The 25,398-nt window shown below is 65.2% G+C and carries 17 protein-coding genes; 9 read left to right on the top strand and 8 right to left on the bottom strand.

Annotation, left to right across the window (positions count from 1 at the left end):
• Window positions 1-27: 27 nt before the first annotated feature.
• Window positions 28-5,406 carry an autotransporter outer membrane beta-barrel domain-containing protein gene (locus GAK28_RS12525; protein ID WP_291779381.1) on the bottom strand — a complete coding sequence of 1,793 codons (5,379 nt, stop codon included), beginning with the start codon at window positions 5,404-5,406 and terminating at the stop codon, window positions 28-30.
• Between the two features lie 220 nt (window positions 5,407-5,626).
• On the opposite strand from GAK28_RS12525, the gene asd reads away from it, so the two are divergent.
• Window positions 5,627-6,475 (top strand): archaetidylserine decarboxylase, encoded by an 849-nt coding sequence (asd, locus tag GAK28_RS12520; RefSeq protein ID WP_291779380.1) that lies wholly within the window; start codon window positions 5,627-5,629, stop codon window positions 6,473-6,475.
• Between the two features lie 129 nt (window positions 6,476-6,604).
• Entirely contained in the window at window positions 6,605-7,048 is a 444-nt protein-coding gene (locus tag GAK28_RS12515) for a hypothetical protein (protein WP_291779379.1), read from the top strand.
• Window positions 7,049-7,054: 6 nt separating this feature from the next.
• Here GAK28_RS12515 and GAK28_RS12510 read toward each other — a convergent pair whose 3' ends face one another.
• Window positions 7,055-8,563, bottom strand: a complete 1,509-nt coding sequence (locus GAK28_RS12510; protein ID WP_291779378.1) for a transglycosylase SLT domain-containing protein — start codon at window positions 8,561-8,563, stop codon at window positions 7,055-7,057.
• Window positions 8,564-8,727: 164 nt separating this feature from the next.
• Between GAK28_RS12510 and GAK28_RS12505 the strand changes: the two genes are divergently transcribed.
• The 3 genes from GAK28_RS12505 to greB are packed head-to-tail and all read left to right on the top strand — an operon-like array spanning window position 8,728 to window position 11,977.
• Window positions 8,728-10,230 (top strand): helicase HerA-like domain-containing protein, encoded by a 1,503-nt coding sequence (locus tag GAK28_RS12505; protein WP_291779377.1) that lies wholly within the window; start codon window positions 8,728-8,730, stop codon window positions 10,228-10,230.
• Window positions 10,231-10,232: 2 nt separating this feature from the next.
• Window positions 10,233-11,480: a hypothetical protein gene (locus GAK28_RS12500; RefSeq protein WP_291779376.1), complete on the top strand. Its 1,248-nt coding sequence runs from the start codon at window positions 10,233-10,235 to the stop codon at window positions 11,478-11,480.
• Complete coding sequence (gene greB / locus GAK28_RS12495; RefSeq protein ID WP_291779373.1) at window positions 11,477-11,977, top strand: transcription elongation factor GreB; 501 nt, start codon at window positions 11,477-11,479, stop codon at window positions 11,975-11,977. The genes GAK28_RS12500 and greB overlap by 4 nt, the downstream gene beginning before the upstream one ends.
• Before the next feature lie 6 nt (window positions 11,978-11,983).
• On the opposite strand, the gene GAK28_RS12490 is transcribed toward greB, so the two are convergent.
• Window positions 11,984-15,535: a transporter substrate-binding domain-containing protein gene (locus tag GAK28_RS12490; RefSeq protein WP_291779371.1), complete on the bottom strand. Its 3,552-nt coding sequence runs from the start codon at window positions 15,533-15,535 to the stop codon at window positions 11,984-11,986.
• Window positions 15,536-15,623: 88 nt separating this feature from the next.
• On the opposite strand from GAK28_RS12490, the gene GAK28_RS12485 reads away from it, so the two are divergent.
• Window positions 15,624-16,259, top strand: coding sequence for a response regulator transcription factor (locus GAK28_RS12485; protein ID WP_291779369.1), 636 nt, complete (start codon window positions 15,624-15,626; stop codon window positions 16,257-16,259).
• Here the strand turns inward: GAK28_RS12485 and GAK28_RS12480 are convergent.
• Both GAK28_RS12480 and GAK28_RS12475 read right to left on the bottom strand, forming a co-directional pair.
• Window positions 16,244-17,356: a mechanosensitive ion channel family protein gene (locus GAK28_RS12480; RefSeq protein WP_343161869.1), complete on the bottom strand. Its 1,113-nt coding sequence runs from the start codon at window positions 17,354-17,356 to the stop codon at window positions 16,244-16,246. The two genes, GAK28_RS12485 and GAK28_RS12480, sit on opposite strands and share 16 nt — an antisense overlap.
• A 52-nt stretch (window positions 17,357-17,408) precedes the next feature.
• On the bottom strand, window positions 17,409-19,643 hold the full coding sequence (locus tag GAK28_RS12475; RefSeq protein WP_291779367.1) for a hypothetical protein: 2,235 nt from the start codon (window positions 19,641-19,643) through the stop codon (window positions 17,409-17,411).
• A 93-nt stretch (window positions 19,644-19,736) separates the two neighbouring features.
• Here GAK28_RS12475 and GAK28_RS12470 point away from each other — a divergent pair, with 93 nt between their 5' ends.
• On the top strand, window positions 19,737-20,696 hold the full coding sequence (locus GAK28_RS12470) for a glycosyltransferase family 2 protein (protein WP_291779365.1): 960 nt from the start codon (window positions 19,737-19,739) through the stop codon (window positions 20,694-20,696).
• Window positions 20,689-21,204: a mismatch-specific DNA-glycosylase gene (locus tag GAK28_RS12465; RefSeq protein ID WP_291779363.1), complete on the top strand. Its 516-nt coding sequence runs from the start codon at window positions 20,689-20,691 to the stop codon at window positions 21,202-21,204. Before GAK28_RS12470 ends, GAK28_RS12465 begins: the two co-directional genes overlap by 8 nt.
• On the opposite strand, the gene GAK28_RS12460 is transcribed toward GAK28_RS12465, so the two are convergent.
• Window positions 21,180-22,385: a cytochrome c gene (locus tag GAK28_RS12460; protein WP_291779360.1), complete on the bottom strand. Its 1,206-nt coding sequence runs from the start codon at window positions 22,383-22,385 to the stop codon at window positions 21,180-21,182. The two genes, GAK28_RS12465 and GAK28_RS12460, sit on opposite strands and share 25 nt — an antisense overlap.
• Before the next feature lie 13 nt (window positions 22,386-22,398).
• Window positions 22,399-23,100 (bottom strand): c-type cytochrome, encoded by a 702-nt coding sequence (locus GAK28_RS12455; RefSeq protein WP_291779357.1) that lies wholly within the window; start codon window positions 23,098-23,100, stop codon window positions 22,399-22,401.
• Between the two features lie 172 nt (window positions 23,101-23,272).
• Here GAK28_RS12455 and GAK28_RS12450 point away from each other — a divergent pair, with 172 nt between their 5' ends.
• Entirely contained in the window at window positions 23,273-24,796 is a 1,524-nt protein-coding gene (locus GAK28_RS12450) for an amidase (RefSeq protein WP_291779355.1), read from the top strand.
• Window positions 24,797-24,857: 61 nt separating this feature from the next.
• On the opposite strand, the gene GAK28_RS12445 is transcribed toward GAK28_RS12450, so the two are convergent.
• On the bottom strand, window positions 24,858-25,262 hold the full coding sequence (locus tag GAK28_RS12445) for a DUF2628 domain-containing protein (protein ID WP_291779352.1): 405 nt from the start codon (window positions 25,260-25,262) through the stop codon (window positions 24,858-24,860).
• Window positions 25,263-25,398: the final 136 nt, after the last annotated feature.

Genomic DNA, 25,398 nt, shown 5'->3' with positions numbered 1-25,398 from the left:
AGGTTCAAGCTATGGACTGGGTCGTACTCAGAAATTCCAGCACACCCCCAGGTTTGCGCTCCAGCCCTGGGCGCCGCTGCTCCCGGCCCGCCCCTGCCAGTCGCCCTCGCCGTAGATCGACACACGGTTGCGCCACTGCCAGGTGCCTCCCAATCCCAATTCCCACATGCGCCCGACGTTTCCTCCCGTGAAACCCTGTGCGAGGTCGTAGCCTTGTTCGCCAACGACCAGCCTGGGCGCGCCACCCCACCCGCGGATGTAGTTGAGCCTGGCATAGGGCGTGAACAGGGCATCCGTGTCGGTACGCCAGGTGCGGTCCAGCCGCAGCCCCGCCCGGCCGATCGTCTGGTCGAAGGGCTGGTAGCGCGTGCTTACGCCATCGCTGTCCACCTGGTCGCGCAGGCCGATATGCTGTCGCACCACCTGCAACTGCGGTTCGAGTTCCCAACCGCGCCCCAGTGAGAACGGATACCCGGATTCCAGCGAGGCGTCCCAACCGGAGCCGTTCAGCCGAGCCGTACCCTTCGTTCGCGCGGTGTCGACATCGCCAGCGTGACGGTCGCCGGATACGATGGCATCGACATAGAAACCACTGGCGTGCTGCCAGGTCAGGGTCATGGCGATGGAGTTGCTATCGATCTTCGCGTGGCTGTAGCCGTCCGGCGTTTTCGGATCGATCCGCGTGGTGCCGTGGGTGTACGCGATACCGGCACGCAAGGTGTTCCGGTCGGACTGGAGATCGAGGATGTCCGTGCCGACCTGGACCGCACGCATGTCCAGGTCGGCATCGAAGCCGAAGTCCCTGAACGACCGGTTCGACGTATATGCGTAATCGCCCCCCATGACGCGGACGAAGGGTTCGCCACCGAGCCCTGGATCCATGTCGTCCATCTGCCGCACTTCGCCGAGGCGGCGATGCAGGTTGTCGATGGTGCGATAGCCATAGAGTGCCAACGCCGACGGTGACACGACATACGCCGGCACCTGCGGGACCACCGCCGGACGCGCATCGACCGGCACGGGTGGCGGCGTCTCGGGGAGGATGACGCGGGGTTGCGGACAGGGGCCTCCATCGCAGACGAGCACGTTGGCGAGGCGATAATCCCAGAATCCATTGCCGCTGCCGGGGACCACTCGCTGACCGGCATCGCTCGCACCGGGCGCAAAGGCATACAGGCCGTATTGCCACGGACCGAAGGCGACATACCCGCCAGCGACCTGGAACGCGTCGCCCGTCGAGGCACCCCCGACCTGGACCAGGGAAATACCTTCGGCGGGGCCGACATAGCCATTGCGATCCAGGTCGGTCAATGCGCCCGTGCTGGTCGCCGACGGCGTGAGATGGAGGGTGGTCGTGCCACTGGCATCCCCTTGAACGAGTAGCCGGTCCGTGGACTGGTTTGACAACGCGCCTCCTGCATTGAGCGTGGTCACCAGCTTGAGCCGCCCCTGGCTGGCCGCATAGTTGCCGTCGATAGTGAGCGTATTACCCGGCGAACCGGCACCGTTGGTCAGGTCGATCGTGCCTGCGTTGTTGACGACAACCGGATCGGCATCGGCCGAAATCACCGGGTGGACGCCATTGCCTGCGTACAGTGTCGACGTGGCATCGATATCCACCTCGCTACCGGCCATCCGTAGGTTGTCGGTCAACTCGAATGTCGAGATGTTCGACAAGGCGAAGGTATTCCAACCGATGACACGCATGCCCTTGGACAAGTTGTCGACCGCGAACGAACCACCACGGGCTTGCGTGGCGTCGAACGTGAGCACGTTGCCTTGCCCACCGTCGGCGACAAAATGATCGACAAGGATCGTGTTCGCCTTGCTTAGATAGGCGGTATTGCCGCCACCACCCATCGTCGCACCACCGTCGAGCGTGCCGCCCGTCCAGCGAAGCGCGCTGCTACCGCCAGAGGTCACGACATCGCCCGTCACGCTTCCGCCGACGAGATTGACGACGCTGTGACCCGTGCCCTGGATGGCCACCGCTTGCGGCGATGCCGCACTGATGAGTCCCGTATTCGTAAACGAGGTGCCCTGCCCGTTCGAGATATCGACGACGGGCGCCGTCAGACTGGCCGAGGTGAGCTGGCCACTGTTCGTCACGGACGACGCGGTGCCGGCGATCAACGCGGCGCCTCCAGCGGCATCGAGGATATTCACGGTCGCCGCCGAGGTTACCGCACCGGTCGTGAGCGCCTGGATACCACGGCTGCCGGCGGCGGTGCCATTCACGATAATCCCTGGTCCAACGACGAGGTCCGCCGTAGCGGGGCTGCCGTCGGCATGCCGGAACGCATAGCCAACGCCGGGTCCTTGCACGTCGATCGTCGCCGTCGATGCCGGATCGATGGCGGTGGCGGTACGCAGGCCCGCGCCACCGCCAACCCGCAAGGTCGCGCCGTTGAGCGTGATCGCCGCCACTTCAGCGGCATTCTCGATGGCGTTGCCCGTGCCGAGCGTGGTGATCGTGGTGCCGTTGGCCACCAGCGAGATTGCCCCCGTATCCAGGAGGATGCCATGCGCACTGCCCTGCGTGACGATGGCCGAGTCGCCGTTGCCCAGCACCAGCCCAGCGCCGCTGGTCAGCTGCACGCCCGCGATGCCGTCGTCGACGGAGATTGTGCCGGCCGGGTTCAGTCGCTGCGTGCCGGCGCCTTCTACCCGCACGCCCGTGCCGTTGCCGACATGGATCGTACCGTTGTTGGCGAAGGTGCCACCTGACCGAAGCAACGCGCCGGTAGCGCCGGGACCGGAGAGATCGACGTTGGCGGCATTAGTCGCCGACGCGTTGGTTTCCACGATGAAGCCGATGGTGTTCGTACCGGTGAAGGCGATGTTTCCCGTATTGGAAAGCGATGCGCCATTACGCGCGATGAAACCGATCACGCCAGCCTGTGACGATGCCAGCGTCGCGTTGCTCGTCAACGCCGTCGAACGCACGACGGAACCCGTGTTTGCCCCGGTCAGGCTGTGCTTCTGGCCATCCGCGATGCCTGCGATGGCACCATTGCCGGTAAGGCTCATGGTCGTCGCGGCATCAATGGTTGCGGTGGCGCCTCCCTCCGCCACCACTCCTTGCGCGCCGCTCCCGGATACCGCAATGGACGCATCGCGCGTGTTGAGCACCGAACCCGTACCACTACCCAGCACGCCCGTGGCCTGGGCGCCGGACACGCTCATCGTCAAGCCGGTGCCGTCGAAGTCGGCGCCCGAGTCGAGGCGAAACAACGTCGACTGTGCGGTCGACACATCCAGTACCGAACCGCCATTGACGTTGATGTGAGCGTTATCGCCGAATGCGAAGAAGCCGATCTGCTTCGTGCCACTCGTGAAGCTGGGCGCCGCGCCCGCCGCGACGTCCACGGTGGCGCGGCCACGGGCGTGGATGCCGATCGCGCCATCGCCTAGCAGGTTGACGGCACCCCGCACGTCGGCCCGCGCGGTGGCGCTTCCCTGCCCTTCGGCCCATACGCCGAAATTGCGCGCTCCGCTGGATGGATCGGCACCGCCGGCCACGTTGATGGTGCCGGTGGAGCTGACGAGGGACGCGGTCCCTGCCGTCGAGAGCGCCTTGATGCCCGTGCCGTTGACGCCGTTCACGTTGATCGTGCCGCTGTTCACGACAGCGCCCGACGCGCCTGCGTTCTGCACGAGGATGCCGTCGTTCTCCCGTGGCACCGCGGATGCCTTGCCGTTGATGTCGATGGTGCCTGCGTTGTCCACGTTCGCCGTGGGCGAGGCGACATAGATGGCGGCGGCGTTCTGCGTGAGCGAACCAATGGTAATCGTGCCGTTGGCGGCATTCTTGACGGTGCCACCGTTGGCGACGTTGATGCCGGTCGTGATCGTGGTCTGGTTGATCGCCACATCGGGGGCTGCATTGGCATCGACCTGGGGACCGCGGCCGATATAGATCGTGCCCGCGTTGGTGAAGCTCGCGGTGGGATCGTTGAGGTAGACGCCATCCATCGATCCGTTCGAGCGGGAGCCACTGATGCCCACGTTGACGATGCCGTTGTTGGTGCCGACAGCGCCCGTGCCCAGGCGGATGCCCGTGGATTTGCCCGCGCCGTTGGCCGTGCCGGTTGCCAGGTTGAGGATGCCGTTATTGGTGAAATCGCTGCCGTCCTGCACTTCGACCACATTGGAGCCGAAAGGGCTGTCCGTAATGGCACCATTGGCGGCCCGGAAGAAGTTGCCATTGATCACGCCGTCGTTCGTTCCGTGACTTGCCGAAGCCAGCACAACAGCGGAACCGTCACCGGAACTGTGCGTCGTCGCCAGTGTGCCGCCCGACGCGATGGTGACGTTCGCCCCTTGCTCGGCGCGCACCGCGCCGTGGTTGGCATTCACTACCTCCAGGGCCGCCCCCGGAGCGACATTACCCGACGCGTTCGCACCGACGGCGTGCAGGACGATGCGATCGCCGATCGGCTGCGCGATCTTGTCGCCCGCAGGCGCCGTCGCGGAGAGCTTGTAGGCCACCACCTCGGTCGTATACGTGTAGGCCAGGGCGAAATACACGCTGTACTGGGCCGGATCGAGACTGCCGTCCTGCATGCGCTGGATCAGGAAATCGTTGTATGAGCGCAATTGGGTCGAGTTGGTCACAGGGAACGTGTAGGCCGTTCCGCCGATGGTTACGTTGACGGTTCCCGCGTAGTGCGAAACGAAGGGCACGCTGAAGTTCTGCGTCTCGTCGGGGCTCGCCACCGCGCCGTCGAACGTAATGCGGTTGGACGATGTCCAGTTCCCGATGCTCGCCGCCGTACCGGTGCCATCCACGTAGACGAGCGAGGTCTGCTTCGCCGCCATGGTCCAGCCGTTGGTCGCCGCCGTAGACAAGGCACCCGGCACTCCTATGGCGACATCGAGCGTGCCACCCGTCGATTGCACCGTGCCGATGCGAGCGTCGATGTACTGGTTCTGGCCCACGTTGGCGATGTCCGGCACAGACGTGGTGTCGGGGAGCGGAGCTAGGTCGACGAGGTTCGCCGTGTTGTAGGCGGAAGCTACGCGTCGACCGCCCGTGATCGGATCGGGAACGCTCACGCCGAAATTCTGCGGGCCCGGATTCAGTCGTGCGGCGCTCAGCCACTGCAACCCGCTCACGTCGAGCCGACCACCGGAATTCTTGAGGTCCGCAATCGTCGTCTGCCGGTCGCCACTGTCGCCGGGCGCGAACTGCTGTGGACCGTTCAAGGTGAGCGTGGCGCCGCCATTGACGATCACCGCGCCGTTCTCGGCGCTATTGTTGACCGGATCGTACGGTTGCAAAGTCGCCTGTTGCGCCGCCACGGGCAGGCTTGCCGCGATGGAAGCCACCAGGATATGCCGCGTCAACCCTACCAGACGGCGCGCCCCTTGCGGGCGGCCGGAAACGCCGATGCGCTTGCTCATGTCGAGACCCCGGGTAGTGCCGCCATGGCGGCCACCAACGTAGCGGGCTGGCGTCCTTCCACGCCTGCCTGCCACGACTCAGGGTCCCATCCGTCCGGAGACGGGACCGTTCGGGGTCACGCTATAAGTCCGCTTACATGAAGGAAATGTGTAGAAGCCCCTCCAAGGCAGGCGGTCGGTCATGCTGGCCCCGGCGGCAGAGTCCCCTATACTCCCGCCGATGAAGCCCAACGTCCTGCTTCAATACATCCTCCCGCATCGCTTCCTTTCGCGGATCGTCTACCACGCCACGCGCTGGGAGTGGGCTCCGTGGAAGAACTTCCTGATCGGGCAGATCGTCCGTCGCTATGACGTGGACATGAGCCAGGCGGCCCAGCCCGACCCGCTGGCCTACCAGCATTTCAATGCCTTTTTCACCCGCAAGCTGAAGCCGGACGCGCGCCGGGCCGACCCGGATCCGCAGGCGATCCTGTGCCCCGCCGACGGTCGCATCAGCCAATCGGGCCGCATCCGTGACGGCCGGATCTTCCAGGCCAAGGGCCAGGAATACACCGCCGCCGAACTGCTCGGCGACGAGGCCACCGCAGCCGCCTACCGCAACGGCAGTTTCGTGACGATCTACCTGTCACCGCGCGACTACCATCGCGTCCACATGCCGCTGGATGGCAAGCTGCTGGGCACCACCCATGTCCCGGGACGCATCTTCAGCGTGGCGCCATTCGCCGTGGAGGCCATCCCCCGCCTGTTCGCCCGCAACGAACGCCTGGTCTGCCACTTCGACGGCGAGCACGGTCCTTTCGTCTCCGTCATGGTCGGCGCGATCCTGGTCTCCAGCGTCGCCACCGTGTGGGACGGCCTGACCATCCCGCCCTACGCGTCGGATATCCGCAAGGTGGACTGCCGTGCCCGTGGCGTCACCCTCGAGCGTTTCGCGGAAATGGCCCGCTTCAACATGGGTTCCACCGTGATCCTGCTGCTGCCCGAGGGCTACGAACTCGACTCGCTGGCGCCACAGCAGGTGGTGCAGATGGGGCAGCGCCTCGGTCGCTGGGCCGGCACCACGGCGTGACCCACCGCGTCACAATGTGACGAGAACGACTTACATTTGACTTGGGCCGGCGGTATGCTTCGGGCCTTCGATACCCCTTTCGAGGGAGGCGTCGAAGCCAAGAAGCATCCGTACTAGGGGAAGTCGTCCATGCGTCTGGTCACCCACCTCATCGCGCTGAACCGCGAAATCCGTCTTCGTCGCCAGCTAGCCGATATCGAGCGTGTCGTTCTCGACCTGCCCGTGCGTACGCATGCCGATCTCCAGCAACTGGTACGCCGGGAGATGGAGCAGGCCGCCGCCTGCGATTTCCCGCACCTGTACGGTACCCCGCCGGAAGAGCGTTACAGCACCTATGGGCACGGCCCGGATATCGGGCTGACCAAGGCGCGCTCCGAAAACCCGCTGATCGCCACGCGCGGCGTAACCCTATGGATCGCCTCGGTCTATCACGAGACGCTGGACTCGCACCGGCCGGGCATGGAGGAACTGCACCGCCAGATCCTCCGGCTGATGCGCCAGATCAAGGAATTGTCCGCCTCCGAGCGACGCGATGTCGCCTCGGAATGGATGGAGCCCCGCGCGGCGACCTGAGTCGCGTCAGCGACAGACCGGCAGTCGCAGCGATTGCCCCACCTGCAACTGGTGGCCCTTGAGGCCATTCATCTTCGCGATCGACTCCACGTCGGCGCAGCTGCTCTTGCGCGCGATGCTGACGAGCGTATCGCCGCGGCGCACCGTGTAGCTCTTCGACGCGCTGGACGACGGCCGGGATGAGGTCGAGGACGGAGCCGGGCCGTTGGCGAGCGCGGCCGAGGTGGCGGCCGGCGGAGGTGGCGCGATGATCTTCACCGCGTTGTGCAGGTCGCTGGCAAGGATCGGCCACGGGCCATCGGCACAGGTCGACGCATAGGCCTTTTCCAGCTGCTTGGGTACGTCCAGACGGGTACCGACCGGCTGGCTGACTTGCGGATCCAGGCGCGGATTGAGGTTGCGCAGCGTGCGGAACCAGCCGTCGTTCATGCCCTCGGCCGAACCCAGGCAGATGGTCAGCTCGGAAATGGACGCCGGGCGCTTGAGCACGATCTGACCAGGTTCGCCGTCGATCTTCGGCCAGCGCAGGTGGTAGCTGTCCGCATGCAGGTAAAGCCACGCGGCGGCAAGCACCATCGGCACGTAGTCGCGGGTTTCCGCGGACATCTGGCCGTAGATCTGCGGATCGTAGAAGCCCGCGCCGGGGTTGGCCTGGGCGATGCGACGCATGCGCCCTTCGCCGCCGTTGTACGCGGCCAGCGTCAGCTCGAGGTTGTTGTTGAACGTGGCAAGCTGCTCGTTGATGTACTGCGCATTGGCCTGCGCAGCCATCGTCGGGTCGAAGCGCTGGTCGAAACCACTGTCGTTGGACAGTCCAAAACGCAAGCCGGTGGCGTACATGAACTGCAAGGGACCGGACGCGCCGGAACGCGACACTGCATGCACCTTGCCGCCGGACTCCTTCGCCATGATGCCGAACAGCAGCGCCTCGGGCAGGTCAGCGGACTTGTAGGCCGGCGACATCTTGTAGCGCATCATCTGGTAATTGACGTAGGCGTCCATCAGGTTGGGACGCAGCTGGGTGAGCCACATCTCCAGCGACGCCTTCACCGGGCCATTCATGACCATCATGTCGGCGAACTTCTGGCCCTTGAGCAATGTGACGCTGCGCTCGGCCTGCGGCAAGGCACCCAGGGCCACGGGCGAGCCAGCCGCGTCGCCCGGCTGCACGCCGACCTCGGCGCCCTGCGGCGTGTCGTCGGCGTCCTCGCCCTCGATGAAGCTGCCGTCCTTCAGGCGCAACAGGCGATCGAACACCGCGGCGAAACGCTGCGGATCGCAACCCGGGGTGAGGCCGCAACGGGCCGAGGCATCCTTAAGCTGGTCGAGCGCCTGCTTGCGGGTCTTCTCTGCGTTAGGGGTGTCACCACGGCGCGCCTGGTCGATCGACGCCTCGTAGGCCTTGCTTGCCTGGTTCATCCGGTCGTACAACGCATTGACCTGCGGCACGGCCTTGCCGGGACGCGGGCCGCCACTGGAGGCGCAACCGACGAGCAGGGCGATAGGCAGGAACATGGCGGAACGAGGGAAACGAAGAGGCATTCTCATGGCTCGGGTACGACAATGCCCGCAACGTTAATCCCGGACCCCTCTCAACTCAAGGGGGCCCCGGACGATTTTTTCCCGTAGCGGCATACCGTTGCGTAGACTTGTTCAGTATTTTCTTAAGGAATAGCGCCATGCCCAGGATCCTCATCGGCCGCAACGACGACGCCTCCGTCGAGCTGGACTCCCGCTACGGCAATCGCCACGGCATGATCGCCGGTGCCACGGGCACCGGTAAGTCGGTGTCGCTGATGCTGCTCGCCGAAGGATTCTCCCGCCTTGGCGTGCCCTGCTTCCTGGCCGACGCCAAGGGCGACCTGGCGGGCCTGTCCCAGGCGGCCGCCGCACCGGGCGACAAACTCCAGGCCCGGCTCGCGAAACTCGGCCTGTCCGCCTGGAAGCCCCAGGCCAATCCGGTGGTGTTCTGGGACATCTACGGCAAGCTCGGCCATCCGGTCCGCGCCACCATCAGCGAGATGGGCCCCACCCTGCTCGCCCGCATCCTCGACCTGAACGATACGCAGGAGGGCGTGCTCGAGGTGGTGTTCCGCGTGGCGGACGACGAGGGCCTCCTGCTGCTCGACCTCGGCGACCTGCGTGCCATGCTGGGCTTCGCCTCCGAACATGCGAAGGACATCTCCGCCCGTTACGGCCTCATCAGTGCGCAGAGCGTCGCCGCCATCCAGCGTGCGCTGCTCAAGCTGGAGCAGGACGGCGCCAACGCCTTCTTCGGCGAGCCCGCGCTGGAGCTGGCCGACCTGATGCGCCAGGACATGAGCGGGCGCGGCGTCATCAACGTGCTGGCCGCCGAGACGCTGATCCTCAAGCCACGCCTGTACTCCACGTTCCTGCTCTGGCTGCTGTCGGAGCTGTTCGAGCAGTTGCCTGAAGTAGGCGACCTCGACGTACCCAAGCTGGTGTTCTTCTTCGATGAGGCCCACTTGTTGTTCGATGATGCCCCTGCCGCGCTGCGCCAGCGTGTCGAACAGGTGGTGCGCCTGATTCGCAGCAAGGGCGTCGGCGTGTACTTCTGCTCGCAGAATCCGGACGACGTCCCCGGCGAGATCCTCGGCCAGCTCGGCAATCGCGTGCAGCACGCGCTGCGCGCGTTCACGCCACGCGACCAGAAGGCGGTGAGGGCCGCGGCGGAAACGTTCACCCGCAATCCGAAGCTCAACGTCGCCGACGTCATCGGCACGCTCGGCACCGGCGAAGCACTCGCTTCCACGCTTGGCGAGGGCGGCGTGCCCTCCCCCGTCGAAAAGATCCTGGTCGCCACGCCGGAATGCCGCATCGGCGCCATCACCGTCGAGGAGCGCGCCACCGTTCGCTCGCGTTCGCCGGTCGGTGCCAAGTACGACACCCCGGTGAACCGGGAATCCGCCGAGGAATTGCTCGCCGCGCGCGCCAGCGAGAAGAGCGCCGACGACGCACCTCCCGTGAAAGGCCCCGGCAGGGCCGCCGCCGGCGCGGAAGCCGGATGGGGTGGCGCGTTGCGCGATGCGGTGCTGGGTACGTCGCGACGCCAGGGCATGCTGGAAAGCATGGCCAAGTCGATGGTTCGCGCGGCAGGCACGCGCGCTGGCCAGCAGATCGTGCGTGGCATTCTCGGCAGCATCTTCGGCGGCAAGCGCTGACCATGCGCCTTGAACTGGTCGATGCCGCAACACCGTTTGGTGAACGCATCCGCACGGGGTTTCGCTACCCCTTGCGCGGCTCCGCGCCACTTGCGATCGTCGCGATCACGCTATTCGAGATCCTCGCCTTCTTTCCCGGCGCGCGCCTGCTGATCACGGGACTGGGCTGGGTGGCGATCTATGCCTACGCTTTCGAATGCCTGCGACGCTCGGCCGACGGCTACGCAGATCCGCCGGAAGTGGCCCTCGAATCACAGGACAGGACTGGCTTCGCACTGGTGGTCATCCAGGTCACCGGCAACGCCATCGCCGTGCTCGCTCCCATCCTGCTGGGCATCCCCGGCCTTCTGGTGTCGATCGCGTTCGCCTTCGTGTTGCCGGCCATCACGATGTCGCTTACGTTCGACGGCGTGCTGACGGCGTTGAATCCAGCGACCTGGATCGCGGTGATCGGCCGGCTTGGCAGCCATTACATGGCCTTGTTCGGCGTGGTGGCATTTACCAGCCTGCTGCAAAGTGGCGCCCAATACGCCATGAATGACCGCGGCCCGAGCTTCCTCGGCATGCTTGCTTATTTCGCCATCGCCAACTACCTCACCGTCTACAACTTCCACCTCATGGGCGCGCTCATCCACCATCGTCACGAAACGCTGGGTTATCGCCCCGAGTCGGAGGAGTTGGTGGAGGCCTTCCATCAGGACGATGACACGGCGCTGCTGAAGCACGTGAACGACGTGGCACGCGACGATATTCCCGCCGCCACCGACATCCTCACCGATCGCATTCGCGACGGCATCGCCCCCGCGCCCATTCATCTGCGTTACCGCGAGCTGCTGCGCAGCCAGCAACGACAGCAGGAACTGCTGGTCCATGCGCAGATATGGATCGCCGCGCTCGTCGTAGCGCGCGAGAACCGTCGCGCACTGGGTGTCGTGCAGGACACGCTCGACATCGACCCGGCTTTCCTCCCTGATGCGCCCACGACATGCGGTCCATTGGCCGAGGCCGCAGCCCATGGCGGCATGATCCGGCTGGCCGCGCACCTGTCGGCCGGCTACCTGCGAACCTGGCCCGGCGACGCAGGCGCGCCTCATTACGGCCTGCTCGCGGCGCGGCTGCTCGAACGCCTCGACCGCGTCGACGATGCCCTCGCCCTTGCTCGCGCCCTCCTCCACGATTACCCGGAACATCCCCTGGTGCCCGATATCGCCGATCTGCTCGACCACCTCGCCACCGGTACATTGCCATGAGTCGCTGGCGTCCGCCTTCGCCGTCATCCACCGCGATCATCACCCGCGAGGGTTTCGAACGACTCAAGAGCGAACTCGACCACCTGTGGCACACGGTGCGCCCCGAGGTCGTCAAGGCACTTGCTGCCGCGGCGGCCGAGGGCGATCGCTCGGAAAACGCGGAGTACATCTACCGCAAGAAGCAACTCGGCGAGATTGACCGGCGTGCGCGTTACCTCAGCAAACGCATCCCATCGCTCAAGGTCGTGGAGACCGCGCCATCGCAGCGCGATGCCGTGTTCTTCGGCGCCACCATGGAGCTGGAGAACGTGGAAACCGGCGACACCGTGCGTTATCGCATCGTCGGCCCCGACGAGACCGACGCGCGACAAGGCTGGATCAGCGTGGACTCGCCGTTGGCGCGCGCCGTGCTCAAGAAGCGCGTGGACGACGAATTCGAGGCGGAACTGCCCGGCGGAAAGACACGCTTCGCCATCCTCGCCGTCGACTACGACTGATATCGGCTACACCGTCGGTACCAATCGCTCCGCGAATCGTTCAAGCCCATCGCTGAATTCGCGCACAGCTTCCGCAAAAACGCGGACCGCCGCGATATCCGGAGCGGCACCGTTGCGCAAGGCCAGTTCAAGGCGCTCACCCGACAGACCGATCTCCGATGCGCCGAACACGTTGACGCCGCCGAGCACGTGGTGGATCCAGCCGGCCACCTCCTCGCGCTCGGCACGTTCCAGCACAGGTGCCAGGCGGTCGAGCGCGTCGCGTGTGGTGGTCACGCCGGCCCTTATCACCTTGGCCACGTTCTCGTCGGAACCAAAAGCACGACGCATCCGCGGCATGTCGACCGACGGCAACGGCGCTTCGGCATGTCCCAGCCAGCGCTCCACCGCCTCGTGGAATGCCTCCAGCCGGATAGGCTTGCGCAAGAGGTCGTCCATGCCCGCGGCCAGGCAGAGATCGCGCTGGTCCGCGCGGGCATCGGCGGTCATGGCGACGATCGGCAGGCGCGTATTTCCCCCGGCTTCCCTACGGCGCACTTCGCGTGCCACGGCATAGCCATCCACCCGTGGCATATGGCAATCGACCAATAGCAGGTCGTAGGACGATCTTTCCAGCGCATCCAATGCAGCCTGGCCGTCGTCCACCACGTCGCAGGCATAGCCATGCATGCCCAGTTGCACGCGCACCAGCTCCTGGTTCACAGGGTGGTCTTCCGCCAGCAGTATCCGCATGCCGGGATGCCGGTTGATCGGCGCGATGTCCGGGTTGCCGGCGATCTCGGGCGAAAACGGCACGTCCACTACCTGCAGCTCCAGCGTGACGACCATCCGCGTGCCCTGGCCAGGTTCGCTATCAATGGCGATGTGCCCCCCCATGCGCTCGATCAGGCGACGCGAGATGCTCAAGCCGAGGCCGGTACCGCCGAAACGACGCGTCGTGGACGACTCCGCCTGGCTGAAAGGTGCGAAGACATGACGCAGCTTCGCCGCGTGAATGCCGATACCGGTATCCGTCACCGTGATCACGAGGCGCTGGCGTGCGCCGACCTGCTCCGCCACGACGACGTCGATCGCCACTTCGCCTTCGGCGGTGAACTTGATCGCATTGCCCAACAGGTTGAGCAGGACCTGGCGCAGGCGTCCGTCATCGACAAGCACCGCAAGGGCCAATGCCCCATCCATCCGGGAGACCAGATGCAGCCCCTTGCCTTCGGCCTGCCCAGCCATGATCGCCAATGCGCCTTCGACGATCGCGCGTGGATCCGATGGACGCGGATCGAGGGTTAGGTGCCCGGCTTCGATCTTCGAAAAATCGAGTACGTCGTCGAGGATGTGCAACAAGGCTTCGGCGGAATGCTCAATCGTGGCGACCATGCGTCGCTGCGTATCGTCCAGGCGCGTCCGCTCCAGCACGTCGAGCAGGCCGATCACGCCATTCATCGGCGTGCGTATTTCATGACTGATCGTCGCCAGAAAGTCGCTCTTCGCACGTGTCGCCGCTTCCGCTTCGTCGCGTGCATGGGCGAGATGACGCGACGCCAACTCCTGCGCGGTGACATCGACCCAGTAACCGTTCCAGCGCACCGTGCCGTCGGCAGCGGCCAGGGGCACCGCGTCGGAACTCAGGTAACGCACGCGTCCACCGACCTGTGCGCGAACCGTGACATGCAGGGGACGCAGGTCGCGCGCGGACCGTTCGAAAGCTTCGCGCATCGCGGCGCGCTCCTCGGTCGCCACGGGCACCAGCATGCTCTCGCCGCCCGCGAGCATCTGCGCGGGCTCCATGCCGAGAATGGACTGCGGATCGCCGCCCACGTAGGTCATGCTGTATGCCCCATCCGTGCCGCGCACGGCCTCGTAGACCACGGCGGGCACATGGGCCGTCACCTCCGCGAGCCGGCGCTCGGTCCGCTCGCGACGACGCGTTTCCCGGCGCAAGTTGATATAGGCGTAGCTGATCGCGATCAGCGAGGCCAGCAGCAGCACGGCAAACGGCAGCACCCGTCCCGCGAACTCCTTCCAGGTAGGACCGACCACGTAATGCGAGGCGAACCAGGTGTTGCGGATCTCCTGCTGCCGGTGCGTGGGCAGGTTCATCAGCACGCGATTGACCAAGGGCAACAGTTGATCCGCCAACTCGCGGCGCACGCCGATGGCGATCGGCTCGTTTTCGCCCGTCGGCGCGGCGACCTTCAACTGACCAAGAAAATTCTCACGAATCAGGTAATCGATCGACGCCAGGTTGCCCACGAACGCGTCACCACCGCCCGCTGCGAGACGACGCAGGCCCTCGGCTTCGGTGGGCGCGGCCACGATCTCCGCGTTGGGAATGCGGGACAACAGGCGGCGGATGGGTTCGCGCGTCACGTTGCCGATGACCCGCTTACCGGCGAGGTCTTCAAGGCCCGCAATGGTCGGCGCCCCCTCGCGGGTGACGATCATGATCGGGAAATCCAGGTACGAAACGCTCGCCTCGAGGTCGGGCGAGGTCGCACTTTGCGGATTGATCGCGGCCACCAGGTCCACCTGGCCATGACGGACCTTGTCCACGGTGCCCGCCCAATCCTCGCTGGGCACCTGTGTCACGCGCACGCCCAGTTCGGCGGCGATCTCGCGCACGTAGTCCAGCGCAAGCCCTTCCGCCTCGCCCTGCCCCGTGATGAGGCTGAAAGGCACGTAGCTGGGGTCCACGCCCAGGCGTAAAGGCGGCAGGTCGTGCAGCCAGGCCTTTTCCTTCTCGCTGAGGGGAATGCCACCGAGTTGCGGCCGGGGCGCGATATCGCGCCCCACCCAGCGCGCCCGCAGGCGCCCGTGGTCGGCCGCAGTGAGGTCGCCGAGGGCCAGGTCGATGGCGCGACCAATGGGTGCGCGCGTTTCCGGCACGGCAAACGCCAGTGAACTGATGGGCAGCGCCAGCGGCATGCCGACGCCCAGTTCGTGGTCCATCTTCAGGCGGCTGACGAACTCGCGCGCGGAATACGGGTTGTCGATGTAGGCGGCGACTTCTCCCGAACGTACGCGCGACAAGGCATCCGCGGTGGATTCCGTCTCCACCAGGGTCGTTTCCGGCAGTTCGCGGCGCAATGCCTCGACGTCGAAGTATCCCGTATGGACGGCCAGACGTTTACCAATCAGCTCGCCGGGCCGATGGATCGGCGGTCCGTCGAGCCGCTCCACCAGTGCAGGCAGGGATTCGAAGTAGGTCGCCCCGATACGGATGCCGGGCATCCCCTGCTCAAGAGGGGTCACCGAGGTGGCCACGTCGATCTCGCCACGCGCCAGCGCGGCCAGAAGCGCCGGCCAGGTGGGGTAGACGCGGGTCTGCAGGGTGACGCCCAGCTGACGTGCGATTTCCTTCAGGTAGTCGGGGCCCAGGCCTTCCAGTTCGCCACCGCGCAGCTCCTCGAAGGGGGGATACCCCTCGCGATAGGCACCGACCGTCCAGACAGGGTGTTTCCGCAGCCAGTCGGCGTCCTGCGCCGACAGGGCGGCTTCCGGGACAGCCCGGGCCAGTGGCGCTAGCACGAGCAGGATTAACAGAAGGATGGCTCGGGTCACTGCCTGGTCTTCGTAAGGGGAACCTTAATGGGCATAATCAGTCCGATACACGTTGTGTCGCAATGCAAGTTTAAGGAGAAATCAAGGCATGCCACTGAAAGTCATTCTGGCGGACGATCACCCGCTCGTTCTCGTCGGAGGTGCCCTGGCGCTAAGGAATGCGCATATCGACGTCGTCGGCGAAGCAAAGAGCGCAAAGGAGCTTCTCGCCCTGCTTGAGACCACGCCCTGCGACGTGGTGATTACGGATTTTCTCATGCCCGCGGACGAACAGGACGACGGTTTCGTCCTGCTCGATACCCTGAAGGAGAAACATCCCCACCTCGCGGTGATCGTGCTCACCATGATAAACCGGCCCGCGGCGCTCAATTCGATGCTCAACCGTGGCGCTCGCGGCGTCATCGACAAGCGCGCGCCGATGGACGAACTCGCCACTGCCGCGAAGGCGATCCACGACGGCGAAACCTACCTGAGCGAAACCCTGCTGGACATCCTCAACGAAGCCGACGAGTCGTCGGTGGCGATGCCTGGCGCCCCTCTATCCCCGCGCGAGAAAGAGGTCATCAAGGCGTTCGTCAATGGCATGTCGCTACAGCAGATTGCCGATCGCGAAGGCAAGTCGGTGAAGACCATCAGCCGACAGAAACGCGATGCCATGCGCAAGCTGGGCGTGGACCACGATAGCCTGCTCGGCGACTACGTGCGCGATCACGGGCTGGTCTGAGTCAAATCCCCTGGGGATTCCGTCGGGGTCGCCATGTCGGCGGCGACCTCGACACCCGCGCGCAGGCGTGGAAGGTAGGCCGGAAACTCGCGCCGGACAAAGCCGATCAGCCCCTCGCGCACCTTGCAGCGAAGATCCCACGATTTGCCCGAATTGGATGAACTGACAAGCGCACGCAACTGCATCGCCTTGTCGTTGGTATCCACGACCTGAAGGACGCACACGCGGCCATCCCACTCAGGCGCATCACGGCAAATACGCTGGAGTTCGTCCCTCAGTGGGTCCAGTGGCAGCCCGTAATCGAACCACAGCATCGCCGAACCCAGGATCTGCGAACTGCGCCGCGTCCAGTTCTGGAACGGATGCTCGATGAAGTACTGCAGGGGCACGACCATGCGGCGCTCGTCCCAGATCTTCACCACGACATACGTGCTGGTGATTTCTTCCACGCGCCCCCACTCGCCTTCCACGATCACCACGTCGTCGATCCGGATGGGTTGCGTCAGGGCGATCTGGATGCCCGCGATGAGATTGCCTAGTACAGGCTTCGCGGCCAGGCCGACGGCCAGGCCCGCCAGTCCCGCCGAGGCCAGCAGACTCGCGCCGAACTGCCGGACCGCGGGGAAGGTCATCAGCGCGACGCCCATGCCTAGTACGACGATCACCACCATCGCGGTGCGACTGAGCACGCGCGCCTGTGTCTGCACGCGCCTGGCACGCAGGTTGTCTTCAAGGTCGATGGGATTGAAGCGCGATACCGCGGCGTCCAGGGCGCCGACGCAGCGCACGAGGAACCAGGTGACAGCGGCGATCAGGGCGATGCCGAGGAAGTGCTCGGCTCCCGAGATCAGTCCCGCGGGTTCATCGGGCGCGGCCCGGAACGAGAGCAACAGCATCGTCAACGGCACGATCGACTCAAGCGGGGCATTCGCCCGCCGGAGGATCGTCGCGCTCATCGGATGATGCACCGCGAGGCGACGCAGCAAGGCGTGGACCACCCGGCGGAGGATACCCGCGGCCACCAGCGCGATCACGACGATCAGCGCGAAGCGCGTCCACGGATGCCTGATGTCTGGCACCCAATCGGAAAGGCTCATGACTCCCTAGCCTAGCGAACGGAATGTCCACGGCATGTCGCGACGGGAGACGTCACCGCCAACTATTGGGACGACGCAACACCTCGGTGACCATGCGCCACGGCTGGAACGTGAAGGTCAGTTCATGCGTTCCCATCGGCACGCAGACCGCGCGCAAAAGGCCATCGGCCCGATGGGTCGCCACTTCAGCACCATCGATGCGTGCGACCCAGCCCGGGAAATCCTGGTCGGTCACGACGATCCAGCCGGCGCGCTCACCGGATGAACGCACGCCAATATGGATGTTGGTCGCCGTCGTGGCGTCGATGTGCCGCTGGCCATCGCATCCTGCGGGAACATCATGGGCATCCACCGCATCCCTTGGCGTGAGCCAGAGCGTGGTTGAGAAATCCGTGGTCGCGAAGAACTCCGGAGAAAGTGCCTGCCCGACAGGAAGGCGGCGGATGTCGGTCGGCGCGAGTACGCGTGCGTAGGCAGCGGTGTTTTCGATGACCTCTACCTTCGCGTCGGCGTAGACCGTGGCATCCTCGCCGAGGGGCGTCAGCCAGTGTGCGCTGCCCTGCCCGGCGGGTTGCACGATGTAACGCACGCCGAGCAACCGGTTCAAAGGGCTACCCGGATCGTTGTTGTAGGGCGTATACGGTCGCGCACCATCGCCACTCGTGTAGACATCCGCACCGTACCAGCGATCGTAGATCGCCCAGCGCAGCGGACCGTAACCATGCGTCGCCGGGATGTCGTCGAGCACGACATTGTTGCGCCATCCCGCGCCAAGGCCGTGGGTCTCGGTGCGCGGCGCGAGTCCGCCAGGCGCATAGGCTCGAAAGCGCCCTTCAAGCATGTGGACGGATGCCTCGCGATGGAAGCGCCGCGCGGGATCGCCACGCTGGTTGAATACGCCATTGAGGTTGAAGCAACGGTAGTCCACGACGACCAGCGCCAGCATCCAGAACGCGACGACGCCGATGCGACGATCCTTCCGTACATGCACCCAGGCGACACCCGCGACCAGTGCGGCAAGAATGCTCGCCGCCTGCCAGGGCTCACCCTCGCCACGCATGTGCAGGCTGGCCAGCAGCAGCCATGCGGCCGCCAACCCGAACAGCCAGGAGAGCTGCCGTCGCGACGACAGGTCCACGCGCGACAACCCGAATGCCGTGGCGAAGGCGAGCAACAGGTTGATCATGTAGGCGCTGTCCGAAGGACGGCGGAACTGCTTCACACCGGGGAACCACTCGTAGAGCCATCCGTAGATCGGCGTATGGTCGCCGACCATGTAGATCACCGCCACGAGCGCGGCGGCGCCGAAGAAAATCAGGTGTCGCCGCCACGTCGGCTCGGTCCACATCCCCCGCGCGCCGAACGCGATGCACAACATCGGCAGCGCACCGGCATAGAAGAAGGTTTCGATCGGATCGGCCGGCCCCTGGTAACGACCACGCAGGCTGTGCAATGCGTTCGGGTCGAACAGGGTGAGCAGGGTCCGCCAGTCGAGCGCACGCTCGAGCGCATCCGTGAGCGGTAGCGACGGGCGATTGGATACCTGTACGAAGGCGTAGCTGAACAGCAACTGGGGTAATGCGAGCCCGATACCCACCACCCCCGCCAGGATCAGCGCGCCGGCGAGTCGCCATCGCGTGGCGGGTTCCCAGTCGCTCCAGCGACGCACGATCGATGCAAGGGCGAACACCGACAGCATCAGGCCCGCGAAATACGTCAGCTGGACCGGCTGGACGAGGATCCAGGCGATGACCAGGCCCAGTACCAGTCCCTTGCCAAGACCAGGACGTTCGAGCAGCCACCCCAGCGTCAGCAGCGCCAGGGGCAGCAGGCAGTAGACGATCAGGATGGGCGTGTACTGCATGCGCGAGGACGCCACGCCACCGGCCATGAACACCGTCGCCCCCAGTAGCGCGCCCAGCCACGCCACGCGGAGGCGGCGCAGCAGGGCAAACATGGCGAACGCACCGAGCAGCAGGTGCAGGAGGGCGCCCCAGACGAACCAGGTGGAACCTGGAGAGACACGGAGCAGCATCCAGGCCATCAACAGGGGTGAGAACAGCATCCCCTGGGGGTCGGCGACCTGTGGATACCCAGAAAACAGCAACGGATTCCACCAAGGCGCCAGCCCCTCCCTTAAACTGTGGCTGTTGAAATACACCACGGGATAAAACTCGCTCATCGCGTCGCCCGGCATCACCCTGAAGCCGAGCAACAACGGCAGGTGCAGCGCGGTCCAGACCAGCGCCAACACCGCCAGTCCACGCGAGAGCGAAAATCGGGACATGAGGATCCGTCGAATGAATTGCCGCCAACCAAGCGGTCGGACCGGCATTCTAGCCGGGCGACCCGGACATCGTCGCCTGCCAGGAGCTTCCGCTTGACGCCCCCCGGCTCCCTGGCTGTCCTCGTCCCGGCCTACAACGAGGCCGAGGTCATCGGCGAATTCCATCGCCGCCTCGCGGCCGTGCTCGACACGCTCCCCATGCGCTGCCATGTGCTCTACGTCGACGACGGAAGCCGCGACGCCACCTGGGATCTCGTCGATGCCTTGTCTCGCACCGACGAGCGCGTCCAGGCCCTGCGCCTGTCCCGCAACTTCGGCAAGGAGGCGGCCATGACGGCCGGTCTCGACCACATCGACGCCGATGCCGTGGTCGTCATCGACGCCGATCTCCAGGATCCACCCGAGCTGATCCCCGCCCTGCTGGAGCGCGCGGCGCAGGGCTACGACGTGGTCTATGCCACGCGAGCCCGCCGCGACGGCGAAACCTGGTTCAAGCGCTTCACCTCCGCGGCGTTCTACCGGACCATGGAGCGCCTGTCGCACACCCCCGTGCCGCGCGATACCGGCGACTTCCGCCTCATGAACCGTCGCGCGGTGGAGGCGGTGAACGCCCTGCGCGAACGACAGCGGTTCATGAAGGGCCTGTTCGCCTGGATCGGCTACCGGCAAAGCTCGCTCGTCTACGATCGCGACGCCCGCAACGCGGGCACCACGAAGTGGAACTATTGGCGGCTGACCAATCTCGCCATCGAGGGCGTCACCTCGTTTTCATCGGCGCCACTTCGGGTTGCTTCCTGGCTGGGCTTCGCCGCCGCCATGCTCGCCTTCGTCTATGCCGCCTGGGTCTTCCTGAAAGCGTTGCTATGGGGCGACCCCGTGCGGGGTTACCCGACCCTGATGGTGGTGATCCTCTTCCTCGGGGGCGCCCAGTTGCTGGCTATCGGCCTGATCGGCGAATACGTCGGGCGCACCTATGCCGAAACGAAGCGACGCCCCCTGTACTACATCGAGGACCGGCGGGGCGACGTCCGCGAACCGCCGCCGCGTGACTGACGCCATCCTTCCGGATGTGCTCGCCCCAGGCCTCGCCGTGGTGTTCTGCGGCACCGCGGCGGGCACCCGCTCCGCACGCGAGGGGGCGTACTACGCGCATCCGGGCAACATGTTCTGGCGTACGCTGCACGGCACGGGCCTCACCCCGCGCCTGCTCGCGCCCGCCGAGTTCCCGCTGGCTCCCAGCCTCGGCTTCGGATTGACCGACCTGTCGAAACACCACTTCGGTAACGACAACGAATTGCCCGTCGGTGCCTTTGACGTGGCCGGCCTGCGCGAAAAGATCGAGCGCTTCCGCCCCGGTATCCTGGCCTTCACCAGCAAGCACGCCGGTCGCTCCGCACTAGGAGCGGCAGCCGATTACGGGTGGCAGGACATCACATGGGAGGGCACACGCCTGTTCGTGCTGCCCTCACCCTCGGGCCAGGCGCGACGCTCGTGGAACATCGCGATGTGGCAGGCCCTCGCGGATGCCGTGCTCGCTCATTCCCCCGGCACCGAGCGGTAGGCACGCACATCGCCGGGCGACACCGCCGAGGCCTTGTTCGACCAGGCCTGGCGGATATAGCTGACCACCCCGGCCACCTCGTCGTCATCGAGTCGCTGCGAGAACGGCGGCATCGAATAGGGGCGCGGGTTGCCTTCCGTCGCGGGAGAGAACCCGCCCGAAAGCACCGCACGGATGACGTTGATGCCGGTCGGATCCGTGACCGTCGGATTGCGATCCAGCGGAGGATAGGCATCACCCTTCCCTCGCCCATCGTCACCGTGGCAGGCGGCACACTGGCGCTCATAGGTGCCGCGTCCGTTGGCGACCAGATCCTTCGCGCCGGCGATGGATTCACCCGGCTTGCGCGGCTCCGGGTCCGGCAACGACTTCAGGTAGGTCGCGATGGCGGCCAGGTCATCGTCGGTCAGGTGACGGGTGCTTTTCATGACCACGTCCGCCATCGGACCGAGCGCCGTGCCGCGCGACGAACGCCCGGTCTTGAGCAACGTGACCACGTCCGCCTCGCTCCAACCGGCAAGGCCACCATTCACACCCATCGACAGGTCGGGGGCGTACCAGTTTTGCACCGGGATAATGCCCCCGGCGAGGAAAGGCTCCGTCACGGGTGCGCCGAAGCTGTTTCGGCGCGCATGGCATTCGTTGCAATGACCCAGCCCCTGCACGAGGTAGGCACCGCGATTCCACGATGCCGGTCGCGACGCGTCCGCGACGTACTCACCGGCATCGAAGAAAATCGTACGCCAGGGTCCCATGAGCCAGCGCATGCGATAGGGAAAGCGCAAGGTGTCCGGCAGTGCCGGTTGGCGAACCGCGGGCAAAGTCTTCAACCACGCGAAGATTGCATCGCAGTCCGCGCGTGTCACCTTGGTGTAGGAGGTGAACGGAAACGCCGGATACAACGAGGTGCCATCGCGCCCCTTGCCTTCGTGCAATGCGTGGAAGAAATCGTCGGCGCTCCATCCGCCGATGCCCGTCTCCGCATCAGGGGTGAGGTTGGGCGCTGGGATGGGGCCGAAGGGTGTGGCGATCACACGACCGCCCGCGAACGGCTTGCCGTTGCGCGCGGTATGGCAGGACGCACAATCGCCCGCCGTGGCAAGGTAACGACCTCGCTCGACGATATCGTCCGCGTGCGCGATGGTTGTGATGCCCAGGCATGCGAACAGGAAGGCTTTCATCATTCGCATCGCTTCAGCCTCCCAGCACGCCGCAACGAAGCGGAGGCGTCACGCTACCCGCAGGCGCGGCGTGTGCGTCGGCAGGCACGGGGCGTGTCGCCAGCCATGCGGAAATTGCGCTGATGTCCGCGTCGGTCAACCGACTGACGATGGTCGCCATGCAGTCGGGTTCCACGGTATGGCGTGTGTTCGTGCGCCATGAACCTAGCTGCGCGCTGAGGTAGTCGTAAGGCAGTCCGACCAGACCGGGAATATCGGGCTGGACACCCGTGAGCTGCGGGCCGTGACAGGCCATGCAGGCAGGTATACCCCGTGCCGGATCGCCCTGCGTCGCCAGACGCTCGCCTCGGGCCTTGGCTTCCGCCGTCACGGACGGTGCGGGATGCGTCGCATAAGGCACCTCTTGTGCGGCGAAGTACTCGGCGATCTCGCGCATGTACGGCTCGCTGAGGTTCATCACCTGGTGTTCCATCAGCGGGTAATGCCGCAACCCTCGCTGGAAGTCCTGCATCTGTCGCGCGAGATAGGCCGCCGGCTTGCCGGCGAGTCGCGGATTGAATCCGTTGTCGCCACCCTCGCCATGTTCGCCATGGCAACTGGTGCACGCGGCGATGCGCTGGACCAGCGTGTCCGGCACGGAGGCATCCGTGGCCGTGGCGGAACCGATACAGGACAGGATGGCCATCACGGCCAACCAACGGCGGATCGATCGCATGTGGCTCTCCCTGGGCGATACCTTGGGCGTCCGTCCACTCGCGCACGGACGTGGCGTCAGGGCAGTATAGCCATGGGCCGCGTCGGCGGTCGCCTGTTGCACACCATCTTGGGGAAACGCCATGCACGCACGCTCCATGAAGACCGTTGGGCTGGGATTCGCACTCGCTTGTATGGCGAATGTAGGGATCGCACGCGATGCCAGTGAGGACGATGCCTTCGCCTCCATCGCGACGTTGCGCAAGGCCTTTGCCTCGGGCGAACTGACGCCGCGGAATCTCACGCAATTCTTTCTTGATCGCATCGCGCATCTGGATCGTGCCGGCCCGACGATACGCTCGATCATCGAGACAAACCCCGATGCACTGGATATCGCAGGCAAACCACGCTCCAACGCAGCGCTCGCTGGCATTCCCATCGTGCTCAAGGACAATATCGACACCGGCGATCGCATGCAGACCACGGCGGGTTCGCTGGCCCTCGCCGGAAAACCCTCGCCACGCGACGCGACGGTCACGGCAAAGCTTCGCAAGGCCGGCGCGATCATCCTGGGCAAGGCCAACCTGAGCGAGTGGGCAAGTATCCGCTCCGCGCATTCCACCAGCGGATGGAGTGCGCGTGGTGGCCTCACCCGTAATCCGTACATCCTGGATCGCAACGCATGCGGCTCAAGCGCGGGCTCGGCGGCAGCCGTCGCCGCTGGATTCGCCACGGTGTCCATTGGCACGGAAACGGATGGCTCCATCATCTGCCCTGCATCGATGAACGGTCTTGTCGGCATCAAGCCTACGGTAGGCCTCGTCAGCCGCGCAGGCATCATCCCCATATCCACCACCCAGGACACCGCCGGCCCGATCGCACGCGATGTCACCGATGCCGCGATCGTGCTCGGTGTCATCGCTGGCAGCGACCCGCGTGATCCAGCAACCGCGGAAGCCGATCGACACGTCACGGACTACACGCGTCACCTCGACCCCAACGGTCTTCGCGGCAAACGCATCGGCGTGGTACGGCAATTGGCGGGCATCGAACCAAACGCGGATCGCGCATTGGAGAAGACCATCGCCGTGCTGAAAGCACAGGGAGCGATCGTCGTCGATCCGGTGGACATCCCCCACCTGCACGAGTTGAGCGATCGCGAGATCGACGTGATGCTCACCGACCTGAAACACGATATGGCCGCCTATCTGGCCACGCGCCCCGACCAGCCGATGAAGACGCTTGCCGACCTGATCGCCTTCAATGACAAGGAGGCGTCGAAGGAGATGCCGTGGTTCGGCCAGGACCTGTTTATCGCCGCGCAGGCGAAAGGCAGTATCGACGACCCCGCATTCATCGAAAAACGCGACACCAATCGTCGACTCGCCGGGCCCGAGGGTATCGACGCTGCACTGAAGAAGGATCACCTGGACGCTTTGCTTGCGCCCAGTTGGGGGCCGGCATTCACCAGCGACCTCGTCCTTGGCGATCATGTGGTGAGCGGCGATCCCACCGTCGGCGGCGTCTCGGCACCGGCCGCCATCGCGGGCTATCCGTCGATCACGCTACCCGTGGGCGTCGCTTACGGCATGCCCGTGGGCGTGGTGTTCTTCGGAACGAAATGGAGCGAGCCGACCCTGATCGAGATCGCTTATGGGCTGGAACGCCAGGTTCACGCATTCCGCCGGCCGACCTTCCTGCCGACCCTGCCGATGTAGCAAATGGCTTCGCTGTCGCAGGCATCGCCTCGACGGCAATCCTGCGACGCTGCAGCAATTATCAGAAACGCATGCCTTCGAACGGGTTCCAGTTGTCCTGGCCCTTGGCACGCTTGAGGTAATACGAATAGTTCGCCGTCAGCATGTAGATCACGCTGAACGCCGCGCCCACGCCGCGGTACACCGCATCCGGCGCGCCGACGATCGACAGGAGGATGCTCACCGCGATGACAAGGCCGATCAGCACCAGCGCCTTCTTCCACAAGCCCAGGATGAAGAAGTAAATCGGGCCGAAAAAGAACGCGAAGATATTCGCGTTGACGATCAATTTTTCCTTGAAGGGGAGCTTCTTGAGCTCCGCCTTGTATTCCGGGGAGCTGGGACCGCCGAAGCGATCGAAGAAGCTGAAACGGGCCTGCCACTTCGCATTGAGACCCGGATTATTGAACGTATCGGCATCTGCCATGGTCAAACTCCTGGTGAAAGACTCCCGGATCATACCCACGTAACTGTGTTACGGGTCCGTTTTTTCGGAGAACCCGTCCGCAAAAACGGAAGGCCCGCAAGATGCGGGCCTTCCGAATGGACGCTTTCGCGACGAT

The organism is Luteibacter sp., from assembly GCF_009912395.1.
Lineage (GTDB): Bacteria > Pseudomonadota > Gammaproteobacteria > Xanthomonadales > Rhodanobacteraceae > Luteibacter.
This window is presented reverse-complemented; position numbering and strand designations above follow the sequence as displayed.

Bases quoted from the DNA above. Each gene is read 5' to 3' on its own strand.
- asd (WP_291779380.1), top strand. From the start codon at position 5,627: ATGAAGCCCAACGTCCTGCTTCAATACATCCTCCCGCATCGCTTCCTT.
- GAK28_RS12515 (WP_291779379.1), top strand. From the start codon at position 6,605: ATGCGTCTGGTCACCCACCTCATCGCGCTGAACCGCGAAATCCGTCTT.
- GAK28_RS12510 (WP_291779378.1), bottom strand. From the start codon at position 8,563: ATGTTCCTGCCTATCGCCCTGCTCGTCGGTTGCGCCTCCAGTGGCGGC.
- GAK28_RS12485 (WP_291779369.1), top strand. From the start codon at position 15,624: ATGCCACTGAAAGTCATTCTGGCGGACGATCACCCGCTCGTTCTCGTC.
- GAK28_RS12475 (WP_291779367.1), bottom strand. From the start codon at position 19,643: ATGTCCCGATTTTCGCTCTCGCGTGGACTGGCGGTGTTGGCGCTGGTC.
- GAK28_RS12450 (WP_291779355.1), top strand. From the start codon at position 23,273: ATGGCGAATGTAGGGATCGCACGCGATGCCAGTGAGGACGATGCCTTC.
- GAK28_RS12460 (WP_291779360.1), bottom strand. From the start codon at position 22,385: ATGAAAGCCTTCCTGTTCGCATGCCTGGGCATCACAACCATCGCGCAC.
- GAK28_RS12455 (WP_291779357.1), bottom strand. From the start codon at position 23,100: ATGCGATCGATCCGCCGTTGGTTGGCCGTGATGGCCATCCTGTCCTGT.
- GAK28_RS12480 (WP_343161869.1), bottom strand. From the start codon at position 17,356: ATGAGCCTTTCCGATTGGGTGCCAGACATCAGGCATCCGTGGACGCGC.
- GAK28_RS12500 (WP_291779376.1), top strand. From the start codon at position 10,233: ATGCGCCTTGAACTGGTCGATGCCGCAACACCGTTTGGTGAACGCATC.
- greB (WP_291779373.1), top strand. From the start codon at position 11,477: ATGAGTCGCTGGCGTCCGCCTTCGCCGTCATCCACCGCGATCATCACC.
- GAK28_RS12445 (WP_291779352.1), bottom strand. From the start codon at position 25,262: ATGGCAGATGCCGATACGTTCAATAATCCGGGTCTCAATGCGAAGTGG.
- GAK28_RS12525 (WP_291779381.1), bottom strand. From the start codon at position 5,406: ATGAGCAAGCGCATCGGCGTTTCCGGCCGCCCGCAAGGGGCGCGCCGT.
- GAK28_RS12505 (WP_291779377.1), top strand. From the start codon at position 8,728: ATGCCCAGGATCCTCATCGGCCGCAACGACGACGCCTCCGTCGAGCTG.